The following is an 11,842-nucleotide window of genomic DNA, read 5'->3' on the forward strand; positions in this document are numbered from 1 at the left end:
ATGCAAGGCCGGACCGGGTTTAGCCTTAACCGGCCCGGCGTTCGGCGTTCGCCCCGAGCGGCGGCCGGTCGAACAGGGGGAAGAAGAGAAAGCCGAACAGGAAGCCGCCGATATGGGCTTCCCACGCGATCGGAGCCCCGTCCGAGCCGCCGAAAAGCTGGCCGAAGCCGATGGCGAAGTTGGTCAGGAACCAGATCGCCGAAAAGACCAGGACGGAGCGGTTCGACAGCGCCTCGCGGATCGTCAACAGCCGGTTCAGGTGCGCGAACTGCCGGCTGATTCGCCCGCTCGGCGAGAAGACGAAGCGGGCGGCAGCCCCCATCAGGCCCGAAACGACGCCCGACGCGCCGATCACCACGACGACTTCGCCCCAATGAAGCGCGCAATGCAGCCCCACCGATGCGGCCGCCGACAGGCACCAGAACGCGACGAAGCGCGCGGGGCCGATCCGCCGGACCACCGGCGCCCCGAACGCCACCATCCAGAAGCCGTTGAAGATCAGGTGCTCCCAGCTGCCGTGAAGGAAGGAATAGGTCACCGGCGTCCAAAGCCACGCCCAGTCGGCGGCCACGATCTGCGGCAGGTCTCGCGGGGAGATGAAGGCGAACTGCAGCAGCACCCACTCGTCCTGCTCAGGCGAAAGCAGGTAGGTCCGCACGATATGGACCAGTGTCAGCAGGGCAAGCGCCGCGACGAGGCTGCCGGGCAGGTTGAAGGCCGGCTCCCGTTTCCGGACCGGTTCCGGGACCCCAGGCCCGCTGTCCTCGGTATCGCTCATAAAATCCGCCAAGATAAAAATGTGTGACCGCTTATACAGATAAAATAAGGGCCGTACAGCTTTCGCCATACGGCCCCGGGCCCCCAATACCCCGACCCTGAAGTGTGTGCTGAAGGTTTCCCCTCACGAAGTCATGTCCATGATGTGCCACGCCTGCACAAGCCGCACAATCGAAACCAAAGGTTAACCTTAATGCCGGGGCTGGCACGATCTTCGCTTGGTATTTTCGAACCGGCGGACACCGGCACATGACGTGCCGGTTTGGTACATCGCAGGGCGGAATGACGATGCAGGCGACGACAAAAGCGATCTATCGACACTGGTCGGCGGTGAGAGGAAACCGCGACATCCCCAACCGGCGCGACATCGCACCGGCTGCCCTTCAGCATTTTCTGCCCGATCTTTTCATCCTGGAACAGCAGCCGGGCGGCGGTGTGTCGTTCCGGCTCGCCGGCACGCGGCTGTGCATGCTGTTCGGCCGCGAACTGCGCACGACCGGCTTCGAACGCCTGTTCCCGGCCGACCAGCGTCCCAGGACCCTGCGGATCTGCCAGAACATCATGAACCAGCGCACGCCCGCCATCCTGCATGCGGATGCCTATGGGCGTTCCGTCCAGGCGACCCCCGTGGAGATCGCGCTCCTGCCGATGACCTCGCACACCTCGCGCGCCGACCGGATCTTCGGTGCCTTCTGTCCCCTCGCCGCCGTCCAGCCGCTGGACCTGCCGCTACGCCACCTGCTGCCGAAGTTGGTGGAGGCCGTGCCGAAGGCGCTGGAGGACCTGGACGATGCCGCCCCGCTGCCCGCCACGCCGGCGACCTCCGTCGTCGCCGTCCGTCGCCACGACCTGGGACAGGCGGTCCGCCGCGTCCTTCACCTCAAGGTGTTCGACGGCGGCCGCTAGGGTCAGGACCCTAGCTGAAAGCGCAAAAGCATTCCAATTCCCAACAGTTGCAACGGCGTGAAAACGGACTGTTAACCTCGAAAGGTTAGGAGTTGGAAAGAGAGATTAATCAGGCCCCCGTCCGCCCATGTATTCGTTTCAGCAAACGTCGCCGGCGACCCACAGAACACAGCCTGACCAGCGGAGTTTCCAGCGCGTTTCTGTCAATCTCCCTGGCCGCCTCATGCTGCCCAACCACGACGAATACGAATGCACCGTGATCGACATGTCGCCCGGCGACGTGTTCTTCGCCTGCCACGCGCGCCCGCGCCCCGGTGAGCGGATCATTGCCTATGTCGACCACCTGGGCCGCATCGAGGGCACCGTCAGCAAGAGCACCGACGACGGGTTCGTCATTCTGGTCAACGCCACCGAGCGCAAGCGCGAGAAGCTCGCGGCCCAGCTCACCTGGATCGCCAACAAGCACGAGCTCGGCCTGCCCGAGGACCGCCAGCACGATCGCCTGACGCCGCGCAACGGCCGCACCGAGCTCTCCCTCGACGACGGCCGCCACTACCCCTGCCGCATCATCGACCTCTCGCTGTCGGGTGCGGCGATCGACATCGAGGTCCGCCCGGCGGTCGGCACCCCGGTCCAGCTCGGCAACATGCGCGGCCGCGTCGTCCGGCATTTCCAGGAAGGCGTCGCCATCGAGTTCTCGAGCGTGCAGTCCAAGGAAGCCCTGACGGCCTTCCTCTGAGCCGACTGCGCTTTTTCGCAAAATCATCCAAGAAATTTCTCGACCATCAAAAGCTCGACCGGACCCGTTTGAGGTCCGTCGCGGGCCGGAGTCGTGCGGCGTCCGTCAGCCGAAGCGCGCTGCGCGCCCGAGCCGCAGGCCCTGAACGCCTGTCCACTGGCGCTGCATCATTCTGAAAAATCGATATATCCCAACGACCTAGGCGGATTGCACCAGCAAGGCCCGCTCCCTTGCGTGCCGAAAAATAGAGACAATTTTACTTAAATTCGCGTCAAATATAACTCAAATCAATTTCAGATTTTATTCTTACTCGTCGAAATATTGACCTCAATTATACTTCGCGATTTCGCGTGAGATAAAAAGATTAGTGCCATTGTCCTCTCGACACGGGGACACGGCAATGACCAAGAAGACTTCCTGGACAGGGACAATCGCAGTTCTGATTTCGATGGCATTCGGCCCGGCGGCCGGCGCCGCGCCGGCGAGCATGTCGGTCGCAGGCCCGACGAACCAGCCGATCGGCCACTACGAGTTCTGCAAGCAGAACGCCGACGAGTGCACCGCCATGGAGGCGGACCGCCCGCTGGCGCTGACGGAGAAGAGCTGGAAGCAGATTCTCGAGATCAACTACAGCGTCAACAGCTCGGTCGAGCCCATGACCGACGACGAGATCTACGGCGTCGAGGAGCGCTGGAGCTATCCCGGCAGCGCCGGCGACTGCGAGGATTATGTCCTCCTGAAGCGCAAGCTGCTGATGGAGGCCGGCTTCTCCGCTTCCGACCTGCTGATCACCGTGGTCCTGCAGCCGAACGGCGAAGGCCATGCTGTCCTCACCGTCCGCACCGACCGCGGCGACCTGGTCCTCGACAACATGCGCGACAAGGTGCTGCTCTGGTCGGAGACCGAATACCGCTTCCTCAAGCGCCAATCCGAGCGGCACGCCGGCCGCTGGGTGAAGCTCGAAGACGGCCGCGCGACGGTAGCCGTCGGCAGCGTGAACAAATAGGCGGCCATCCCGGACGCCCTCCTCCCCGGAGGGCTTCCGCCGCAGCAGGAACAAGGGCCCGGTCAGTCCCAATCCCCGTCCCGACCACGGCCCTGGCGGTCGGCTCTTTGTCCCTGGGCCGGCCGCCGTCCCTTGGGCGCCCGCCCCGTTCGGTGGTCGCCCGTTTACCGAATATCAACCATATCCGACACACCTTCGGTTGCATGAAGGCAAGCCCCGCGCCGGGTCCGTCCGGTAGCGTTCGCTTGCACCCCATCTCTCGGGTCGCGACGGGACGATCATGCACGCAAGCCCACACGCCATGGACGCCGAAGCAGACACCCTCTTTTCGCCACGCCTCCTCAGGCGGCTGACGATCGGCATCGGCGCCCTCGCCTGCCTCACCCTCGCCATCAGCATCGGCGGCAGGAAACTCGGCGAGCACATCGCGCTTGCGGGCCACACGGAAGATCGCAGCGTCGTGAACGTCCTGATCGGACAGGATCTCCTTCGCCTGCCCGCCAACGCCATCCGCTTCGAGGAGCAGCGCACGAGCGGCCCGACGGACCGGATCGACCTCTACCTGACCTGGCCGGAGATGGAGGGCTACACGGAGTCGAACCGGGCCCGCTTCAACGACGTCACGCGGCCGGAGAGCCTGATCTTCCTGCAGCTGTCGCAGAGCACCATGTCGCGCGACATGTCCGGGCGGGTCGAGCCGATCTATTCCCATCTGTTCGAAGGTCCGCCGGCCAAGGGGCCGGGCGGCCTGACCCTGCGCCGGCTGAAAGAAAATGCCGGCTACGAGCAGGAGGTTCTCCTCACGGCGCGCCTGCCGGACGGCTCCGACTATGCGGTGCGCTGCATCGTGCCGGAACGCGCCGACGCCTCCACGAGCGCCGATTGCCAGCGGGATATACACATCGGCAACGACCTGTCGCTGCTTTATCGGTTTTCGAGCAGACTTTTGCCGCAGTGGCAGGCGATGGAGCAGTCCCTCCGGACCTTCGCCAGCGCCCACCTCGTAAAAAGCGCCGCCGCGGCCGCCGGCCGCCCCGACGACAAGAATGAGACAGAAACATTCAACCAATGATTCATCATAAACCGATTGGTAACCCTGCTCCGATAGCATCCCTCAGATCATCGTTCGCATCCTCGTTCGAACGAAGCAGCAATCCTAGAGTTGAAGAGTAGCAGCGTGTTCCGTTCCGTTTTCTCCGCCCTTTTTGCGCGCACGGCCGGTCTAGCAAGTGCAACGGCAAAATGCCTGCTGGTGGCAGGCACGATCGCCGCGGCCACGGCCGGCAACGCACAGGCAAATCCGAAATATGCAGGCATCGTCATCGATGCGAAAACGGGCAAGGTCCTCTACAGCGAAGCCCCCGATGAGCTGCGCTATCCGGCCTCTCTGACGAAGATGATGACGCTGTACCTGACCTTCGAGGCGCTCGAGTCAGGCAAGATTTCCAAGGGCACGCTGGTGCCGGTCTCCAAGCATGCCGCCGGCGAGCCGCCCTCCAAGCTCGGCGTCCGCCCCGGAGGCAAGCTGACCGTCGAGCAGGCCATCCAGGCCCTCGTCACCCGCTCGGCCAACGACGTCGCAACAGCGCTCGGCGAATTCCTCGGCGGTTCCGAAGACCGCTTCGCCCGCATGATGACGCAGAAGGCCCGCGCCCTCGGCATGACCCGCACCGTCTACCGCAATGCGCACGGCCTGCCGAACACGGCCCAGGTGACGACGGCGCGCGACCAGGCCCGCCTCGGCATGGCGCTGCGTCAGCATTTCCCGCAATACTACGACTACTTCAGCACCCGCAGCTTCCGCTACGGCAAGCAGACGATCGGCAACCACAACCGGCTTCTGGGCGTCGTGCGCGGCGTTGACGGCATCAAGACGGGCTATACCCGCGCCTCCGGCTTCAACCTCGTGACCTCCGCCCAGGCCGATGGTCGCAGCGTCGTTGGCGTCGTGCTCGGCGGCCGTTCCGGCGGCGCCCGCGACCAGCAGATGAAGAAGCTGATCGCCAGCTACATGCCGAAGGCCTCCCGCCGCGGCGACGGCAACCTGATCGCCGAGACCGAGGATGCGCCGACGCTGACCGCCGCTGCCGCATCGAAGGCCGTGTCGGCGGACGTCGCCGCAACGACGGCAGCCATCGACCTTCCCGACAATGGCCCGGTTCCGACCTACCGCTACGAGGAATCCCGTATCGAGACCGCCTATGCCGCCACCTCCGGCGAAAGCGCCGCCGGTGTCGTCGGCCGGGACGCGCTCGCAGCCACGCTCCGCATCCAGCGCGAAGGCGCCGTCCACCCGGCTGCCGAGCCTGCCGCCGAAGCCACGACCGACGAGGCGATCGAACAGGGCGACGCCGATGCTTCGGTCGACGCGCTGACCACCTCCTCGACCGCGGCCGCTGCGGCAGCCGAGCGGTCCGTCCCCTCCGGCTGGGTGATCCAGATCGGCGCCACCCCTGACCGCAGCCAGGCACAGGTCCTGCTCGACAACGCAAAGAACCGCGGCGGCAAGGCCCTGAACGGCGCCCAGCCCTTCACGGTCGCCGTCGGCGAAGGCAGCAGCCAGCTCTACCGCGCCCGCTTTGCCGGCTTCTCCGGCCAGGACAGCGCCGTGAACGCCTGCAAGGCCTTGAAGAAGAAGGGTTTCGCCTGCTGGGCGAGCCAGCAGTGACAGCATAGACGACGCAGGGACACGCCAACGATGGACCAGCGTCGTTCGGAATTCGGTTTTGGTCGGGCTGCCTGCCGGCTGGGTTTGATTGCCGGCGGACCAGACCATGCGGACGGAACCGCCATCAGGCGTCCGTCGACCTCGATTGGGTATTGCGTACGAGGGATATCACGGCGATGAACGAGAACGTTACCGGCACAAGGCAGGGCCCCAAGCGGGACCTTCGAAGCGGCCTGCATCCGTTGCACGAGGCTGCACTGCGCATCGCAGACATCGGGCTCAGCCGGTCTCGGGCCCGCACCAAGGACCTGGTCGGCATGCTCTTGGCGCACGGCGCCCGCGCCTGGCGCACCGCGCAGCCGGAAGTCGGCATCCACCTCCACGTACACCGCAACGGACGCCGCCATCCCGTGCGCATGCGTGTCAGATAGCGAGGTGCAGGCGGTGGCTGTTCTGCGTCATTTGCCGCAGCAGTTGCCGTAGCGCTTGCCGGAGCCGCAGGGGCAGAGATCGCTGCTGCGGCGCTGCAGCCGGGCAATCAACGGCAGCATCAGCGCGGACGGAACGACGGAAGAGGCGAGCGCCGCGAGCTTCGCCGACAGGCCCGGGATCACGATCCGGCGGCGTGCCCGGAACCCGCGCCAGGCACGCTCTGCCACATAGTCCGGATCCAGCCGCGGCAGCGCCTTGAACAGCATCGACTTCCCCGCCCCCGACAGGACCAAAAACTCGGTGGCAACCGGCCCCGGGCAGGCGCAGGTGACAGTGACGCCGAACGGGCGCATCTCCGTGTACAGCCCTTCCGAGAACGACCGGACGAACCCCTTGCTGGCATAGTACATCGCCATCCCGGGTCCCGGCGTGAAGCTCGCAATCGAGCCGAGATTGAGCACGCCGCCGCGCTTGCGGGCCACCATCCCCTTGAGGAAATGCAGGGTCAGTTCGCTGAGGGCGCGAATATTGACGTCGATGATGCCGATCTGGTCCTTAACCGGCAGGAGCGTCGCTGCCCCCCGCAGTCCGATGCCGGCGCTGTTGACGAGAACGTCGCAATAGAGGCCGCTGCGATCGAGTTCCTCCTGCAGCCGCTGCGCGGCATCCCCGGAGAGGAGGTCGAGGGCGACCGTGAACGGCTCGGCCCCTGCGGCGCGCAGTTCGGCGGCCACGTCCGCGAGCCCGTCGCGCGACCGGGCGACGAGAACCACCGGCCCGCCCTCGCGCGCGGCGACCCTCGCGATCGAGCGGCCGAGGCCGCGGGAGGCACCGACGACGACCACGGCCGGCCGGCTGACAGAAAGGCCGGCGCTCATCCGGCCGTCCTCGCGGTCGGCCGCTGACCGGCCCCTTCGGCGGACGCCGTCCCGCCGCCCATGCCGTTGACCTCGGCCGCCACCGCGCCGTTGAGGATCGCCTCGAAGCGCTCGAGCGCCCGTGCGACATTCGCCCCGTCCATCACGCGGTGGTCATAGAGGATCCGCACGGTCACCGTCCCGTCCTCGCGGATCGGTCCGTAGTTCAGAAGCGTCGTCAGCGGCGTCAGCGGGTTCAGCGATTCGGCGCCGAGCCCCGAATAGACGGAGAACTGGAAGGTGCCGAAGTGGCGGCCGCGCCGCCGGGCGAGGTTCAGCCCCAGCCACATCAGAAGCCAGCGCAGCGGGCCGGGCAGCCGCGCGATCTTCAGTGCCCGCCGGAATTCCTTGTTCTCCAGCACCGGACGCGTCCGGGCGGTTTCCATCATCGCCTGGAGATCGCCGATCGACCGCCGCTCGGGCCCCTTGATCGATCCGAGCAGCACGATCCGCTCGCCCTCGAATTCACGCTCGTGCGCGACCGAGGCGACGCTGAGCGCGTATTCGTAGAAATGCGGCCAGGGCAGCTTCACATAGGCGCGCCGGAGTTCGGGCACCTCCTGGGACAGAAGTCCGTAGCCCTTGATGAAGAGCACGCTCCACGACGGCCTTTGCGGCTGGGCGGCACGCGCAGCCAGCAGCGGCGCCAGGTTCATCTGCCGCTGCACCGTCACCCGCGGGATGCCGATGGAAAAGCGCATCAGATCGCAGACGAGCCGCCGCGGCGCCGATATTTTGAGGGCCTTGCCTCGCATCCTTCCTCCGAAACCCCGCGTCACGACATGGCGGAAACACTCGTCCGGAGTGCACCAAACCGAAAGGTCGCGGCGCGCCCTAGTAGACAAACGGTATGATTCGCTTCGTCCTGTCCATGTAGTCCCGGTAATCGGTGCCGAACGTGTCGAGCATCATCCGCTCTTCCTTGTCCACCCTGAGGAAGAACAGCAGCGCGAACCCCAAGAGCCCGGCCAGGCCGACGAACCAGTTGGCGAGCAGCAGCGCCTGCCCGACCGCCATCATCAGGAAGGAAGTGTACATGGGATGGCGGACGAGGGAATAGGGCCCGCCGGAAACGAGCTTGTGCTTCTCGCGGATCTCGAGCGTGATCGACCAGTTCTTGCCGAGCTCCTTGTGCGTCCTGCGGAAGAGCCAGACGGCGGCAAAGAACAGGATCGCGCCCGCGGCGACCCGGACAGGTCCGGCCGGATAGTCGGCGGGCGCCGGAAAGCCGGTCGCGACATAGATCGCCGGCACCAGTCCCATGCCGAGCATGGCGGCCCCGAGACCGCACATGTCGACCAGGGATCGACGGTTCAGCACCACCTGGGTGCGCCGCGCCCGGCGCTCGAAGGGATAGCGAATGACGTACCAGGCGATTCCGCCCATCACCCAGAGAACCGCGCCGATGGCGGCGGTCGACATGCCGATACCGTTCACCGCAGGCCCTCGCCCGGCCGCGGCGTCGACGTTTTCCGATCAGCCATGATGTTACCCCCCATTCATCTCACGAAGCTTCGTGATGAACTGCTGCGGCCTGAGCCAGATCGCCGGCGCCTTGTATCCCATGGATTGCGCGATCTCCGCCACGAAGGCGTTGCAGTTGTAGACGGAAGCCTGCCAGAGTTTGGACTTCGCCTGCAGTTGCCGGATGAAGGCCACCGTCTTGCGGTATTCCGCCTCCGTCAGCTTAACACGCCAGCTTGCCGACCTGTACTCCTCTTCCAGGTCTCCGTCGCTGGCGCCCGTCTCGGCGGGCACGGGCACGAAATGTCCGAGCACGTAGGGCGCCGGATCGTTCGACGCCGGCGCAAGGCCCGCCACCTCCTGGGTGATCGGCCGGCCGCCCTTCCCCAGCTGGCCGAAGATCACGTAGGAATGGCCGTAGGTCAGCGCATATCGCGACCGGAATTCGATGAAATAGCGTGCGTCGCTTCGGCCGGACTGGGCCGTGCCGGCATAGCCGCGATATTCGGATGTGTAGCGGGGGAGTGGCGGCTTGTCCTCCGATTGGCAGGAGGTGATTGCCAGCGAGATGAGGAACAAAAGCGATGCACGGCTCTTGAACAGCGTCATGAACACGCTCCGTCGCACGCCACCGTCGTAGGCCTGCACTGTTTTGGAATTGCCTTGTGCGTTCCGAGCCGGAAGGCACCTGAGAGAGCTGGACGGGGAAGCACCGAAGGGCGCCTCCCCGGACCAAGGTCAGTCGTTACTTATAGACCGGAGCCGGCTGCTCGACCGGAGGCGGAGCCTTGCCCTTCCCCTTGCCGACGGTGTCGCAAGCGGTGAGACCGGCTACCGAAAGCACTGCTACTGCCAGGATCAAAAGTCTGCTCATCAAGATGTCCTCTCCTTGAATCGGAATAGGTTTTTCGAAGGCAACGTCATAGTAATAGCCGCAAAAACATCAAAGGCATAGTGCAGAAGCACCACAAAGTTAATTCGCAGGAAGAGCGGCCAAGATCAGATTTTTCAACGGCTTGTAGCAATCGCGTGATGAGCGTGCGCTGTACGCGGCGTTTGCGCGGGCAGCCCCTGTTTGCAGGAAGCGATATTCGTTCGGGCGAATCGAATTCTTGCCGGACCGGCGGATCGAAGACGAGCGCGCATCGAAGCCCAAAGCGTCGATTTCCGGGCCCCGGCCGACCGTCAGATGATGATGACCCTCGCCCCGATCGGGGTGCGGTTGTAGAGATGGACGATGTCGTCGTTCGTCAGCCGCACGCAGCCGTTCGACACGGCCTGCCCGATCGACCAGGGCTCGTTGGTGCCGTGCAGCCGGAACAGGGTGTCCTGTCCGCCGCGATAGAGATAGAGCGCCGCCGCCCCCAGCGGATTGTTGGGCCCGCCCTCCACGCCGCCGGCATACTGCGCCAGATGCGGCTTCCTGCGGATCATCGATGCCGTCGGCGTCCAGGACGGCCACTCCGCCTTGCGCCCGACGCTCGCTTCGCCCTTGAGCGAAAGTCCTTCCTGACCGACGGCAACGCCGTACCGGGTCGCCTGCCCGCCGCCCTCGACATAGTAGAGGTAGCGCTCGTAGGTGTTCACGACGATCGTACCCGGCGGCTCGTGGCCGTCATAGGCGACGGTCTTGCGGCGGTACCGCCGGTCGACGCGGTAGCTGGAATAGTCGGACGTGATGTAGCGGGAGTAGATCGAACGGCATCCGGACGCACCGGTTGCCACGAGGCCGAGGCTTGCGAAGAGCAGCGCCCGGCGGCTGGAGACGAAATCATTGTCCATGGGCACCTGTCAGCAATCGGACCAACCCTTGCGCCTAGACTTAGCATCACGATGCCGATTGGCCAAGCCTTGCGGTGGCAGGGGCGGCCGGGCGCACGTGTTGCGATTCGGAACGGCGACCACGCGGTTCTGTCCACACCGCACCCCTTTGCCGGGGACGAAATGGCTTGCTTCCGTTAGCGGCCTCTGTTCGACTGGTGAAAAACACAGAATGGGAGGGAGACGATGACCTCTGGCTTTGCGGGGAAAGTGGCGATCGTCACGGGCGGCGGATCGGGAATCGGTGCGGCTGTCAGCCGGCGGCTTGCCGGCGATGGCGCGCAGGTCGTCATCGCCGATATCGATTCGGACGCCGCCAGGGAGGTCAGCAGCGCGATCCGCGAGAACGGCGGCGAAGCGCACGACGTTGCCATCGACGTGACCGATGCGGACGCCGTCGAACGGCTCGTCGACTATGCCGTTTCCCATTGCGGCGGGCTTCATCTTGCGGTCAACAATGCCGGCGTCCAGGGCAGCCTGGCGATGACGGCGGACTATCCGCTCGACAGCTGGCGCAAGCTGGTCGACGTCAACCTCAACAGCGTCTTCTATTCGATGAAATACGAGATCAACGCCATGCTGACCGCCGGCGGCGGCGCCATCGTCAACATGGCCTCCGTGCTCGGCTGCGTCGGCCTGCCCGCGACCGCGGCCTATACGGCGGCCAAGCACGGCGTCGTCGGCCTGACCAAGGTCGCGGCGATCGAGTATGCCCGGCACGGGGTGCGCATCAACGCCGTCGCCCCCGGCTGGATCGAGACGCCGCTTCTGTCCGAGCATGCGAAGCTTGCCGCCAACAAGCGGCTGGAGGCGCTGCAGCCGATGGGCCGGCGCGGCACGCCGGAAGAGGTCGCGGCCCTCGTCAGCTTCCTGCTCTCCGACGAGGCGAGCTTTATCACCGGAAGCTGCCACCTGGTGGACGGGGCCTACACCGCGCATTGAGCGGACCGTGAACCGACCTGCGTGCCAATCGCGCAAGGACCGCGACGCAGCACGCCCGCCGCAGTGGCCACGGCCGCGCGATCCGGAAGCGGTGTCTGTCGGGGTGATGCTAGATGTGGAGCCTCAACAGGTTGTCCTCGGATAATTCGAGGCGACTGATGGGTGGTTTT

The 11,842-nt window shown here is 65.4% G+C and carries 14 protein-coding genes; 7 read left to right on the forward strand and 7 right to left on the reverse strand.

The genetic code is table 11. The annotated features are described in order from the left end of the window. Positions 1–25: 25 nt before the first annotated feature. The gene (locus P0086_RS16675; protein WP_112610861.1) at positions 26–778 is read right to left on the reverse strand and encodes a rhomboid family intramembrane serine protease; all 753 of its coding nucleotides are present in this window, start codon (positions 776–778) and stop codon (positions 26–28) included. Between the two features lie 287 nt (positions 779–1,065). Between P0086_RS16675 and P0086_RS16680 the strand changes: the two genes are divergently transcribed. The 6 genes from P0086_RS16680 (at position 1,066) to P0086_RS16705 (ending at position 6,527) form a co-directional block, all read left to right on the forward strand. Next, entirely contained in the window at positions 1,066–1,683 is a 618-nt protein-coding gene (locus P0086_RS16680) for a PAS domain-containing protein (protein WP_162702421.1), read from the forward strand. A 127-nt stretch (positions 1,684–1,810) separates the two neighbouring features. Then, positions 1,811–2,422: a PilZ domain-containing protein gene (locus tag P0086_RS16685; protein WP_112594001.1), complete on the forward strand. Its 612-nt coding sequence runs from the start codon at positions 1,811–1,813 to the stop codon at positions 2,420–2,422. 448 nt (positions 2,423–2,870) lie between these two features. After that, positions 2,871–3,428, forward strand: coding sequence for a transglutaminase-like cysteine peptidase (locus P0086_RS16690; RefSeq protein ID WP_275787548.1), 558 nt, complete (start codon positions 2,871–2,873; stop codon positions 3,426–3,428). 280 nt (positions 3,429–3,708) lie between these two features. Then, a complete protein-coding gene (locus tag P0086_RS16695; protein ID WP_275787499.1) occupies positions 3,709–4,500 on the forward strand; it encodes a hypothetical protein in 792 nt (263 codons plus the stop codon). 105 nt (positions 4,501–4,605) lie between these two features. Then, a complete protein-coding gene (locus P0086_RS16700; protein ID WP_275787501.1) occupies positions 4,606–6,096 on the forward strand; it encodes a D-alanyl-D-alanine carboxypeptidase in 1,491 nt (496 codons plus the stop codon). Positions 6,097–6,272: 176 nt separating this feature from the next. Next, positions 6,273–6,527 (forward strand): hypothetical protein, encoded by a 255-nt coding sequence (locus P0086_RS16705; RefSeq protein ID WP_112593997.1) that lies wholly within the window; start codon positions 6,273–6,275, stop codon positions 6,525–6,527. A 27-nt stretch (positions 6,528–6,554) separates the two neighbouring features. Here the strand turns inward: P0086_RS16705 and P0086_RS16710 are convergent, their stop codons facing one another. From P0086_RS16710 to P0086_RS16735, 6 genes are all read right to left on the reverse strand, one after another. Continuing rightward, complete coding sequence (locus P0086_RS16710) at positions 6,555–7,406, reverse strand: SDR family NAD(P)-dependent oxidoreductase (RefSeq protein WP_275787503.1); 852 nt, start codon at positions 7,404–7,406, stop codon at positions 6,555–6,557. Then, entirely contained in the window at positions 7,403–8,200 is a 798-nt protein-coding gene (locus P0086_RS16715; RefSeq protein WP_275787504.1) for a hypothetical protein, read from the reverse strand. Before P0086_RS16715 ends, P0086_RS16710 begins: the two co-directional genes overlap by 4 nt. 79 nt (positions 8,201–8,279) lie before the next feature. Then, a complete protein-coding gene (locus P0086_RS16720; RefSeq protein ID WP_275787551.1) occupies positions 8,280–8,867 on the reverse strand; it encodes a protein-S-isoprenylcysteine O-methyltransferase in 588 nt (195 codons plus the stop codon). Between the two features lie 66 nt (positions 8,868–8,933). Further along, positions 8,934–9,518 carry a hypothetical protein gene (locus tag P0086_RS16725; RefSeq protein WP_275787506.1) on the reverse strand — a complete coding sequence of 195 codons (585 nt, stop codon included), beginning with the start codon at positions 9,516–9,518 and terminating at the stop codon, positions 8,934–8,936. Between the two features lie 136 nt (positions 9,519–9,654). Next, complete coding sequence (locus P0086_RS16730) at positions 9,655–9,783, reverse strand: ABC transporter (protein ID WP_112610847.1); 129 nt, start codon at positions 9,781–9,783, stop codon at positions 9,655–9,657. Positions 9,784–10,094: 311 nt separating this feature from the next. Further along, complete coding sequence (locus P0086_RS16735; RefSeq protein ID WP_112593993.1) at positions 10,095–10,691, reverse strand: L,D-transpeptidase; 597 nt, start codon at positions 10,689–10,691, stop codon at positions 10,095–10,097. Positions 10,692–10,916: 225 nt separating this feature from the next. Here P0086_RS16735 and P0086_RS16740 point away from each other — a divergent pair, with 225 nt between their 5' ends. Further along, positions 10,917–11,672: a glucose 1-dehydrogenase gene (locus P0086_RS16740; RefSeq protein ID WP_275787508.1), complete on the forward strand. Its 756-nt coding sequence runs from the start codon at positions 10,917–10,919 to the stop codon at positions 11,670–11,672. The last annotated feature ends 170 nt before the right edge of the window (positions 11,673–11,842 follow it).

It is taken from the genome of Mycoplana sp. MJR14, assembly GCF_029210525.1.
Lineage (GTDB): Bacteria > Pseudomonadota > Alphaproteobacteria > Rhizobiales > Rhizobiaceae > Mycoplana.

Bases quoted from the DNA above. Each gene is read 5' to 3' on its own strand.
- P0086_RS16715 (WP_275787504.1), bottom strand. From the start codon at position 8,200: ATGCGAGGCAAGGCCCTCAAAATATCGGCGCCGCGGCGGCTCGTCTGC.
- P0086_RS16680 (WP_162702421.1), top strand. From the start codon at position 1,066: ATGCAGGCGACGACAAAAGCGATCTATCGACACTGGTCGGCGGTGAGA.
- P0086_RS16725 (WP_275787506.1), bottom strand. From the start codon at position 9,518: ATGACGCTGTTCAAGAGCCGTGCATCGCTTTTGTTCCTCATCTCGCTG.
- P0086_RS16720 (WP_275787551.1), bottom strand. From the start codon at position 8,867: ATGTCGACCGCCGCCATCGGCGCGGTTCTCTGGGTGATGGGCGGAATC.
- P0086_RS16695 (WP_275787499.1), top strand. From the start codon at position 3,709: ATGCACGCAAGCCCACACGCCATGGACGCCGAAGCAGACACCCTCTTT.
- P0086_RS16730 (WP_112610847.1), bottom strand. From the start codon at position 9,783: ATGAGCAGACTTTTGATCCTGGCAGTAGCAGTGCTTTCGGTAGCCGGT.
- P0086_RS16675 (WP_112610861.1), bottom strand. From the start codon at position 778: ATGAGCGATACCGAGGACAGCGGGCCTGGGGTCCCGGAACCGGTCCGG.
- P0086_RS16705 (WP_112593997.1), top strand. From the start codon at position 6,273: ATGAACGAGAACGTTACCGGCACAAGGCAGGGCCCCAAGCGGGACCTT.
- P0086_RS16710 (WP_275787503.1), bottom strand. From the start codon at position 7,406: ATGAGCGCCGGCCTTTCTGTCAGCCGGCCGGCCGTGGTCGTCGTCGGT.
- P0086_RS16690 (WP_275787548.1), top strand. From the start codon at position 2,871: ATGGCATTCGGCCCGGCGGCCGGCGCCGCGCCGGCGAGCATGTCGGTC.
- P0086_RS16735 (WP_112593993.1), bottom strand. From the start codon at position 10,691: ATGGACAATGATTTCGTCTCCAGCCGCCGGGCGCTGCTCTTCGCAAGC.
- P0086_RS16740 (WP_275787508.1), top strand. From the start codon at position 10,917: ATGACCTCTGGCTTTGCGGGGAAAGTGGCGATCGTCACGGGCGGCGGA.
- P0086_RS16685 (WP_112594001.1), top strand. From the start codon at position 1,811: ATGTATTCGTTTCAGCAAACGTCGCCGGCGACCCACAGAACACAGCCT.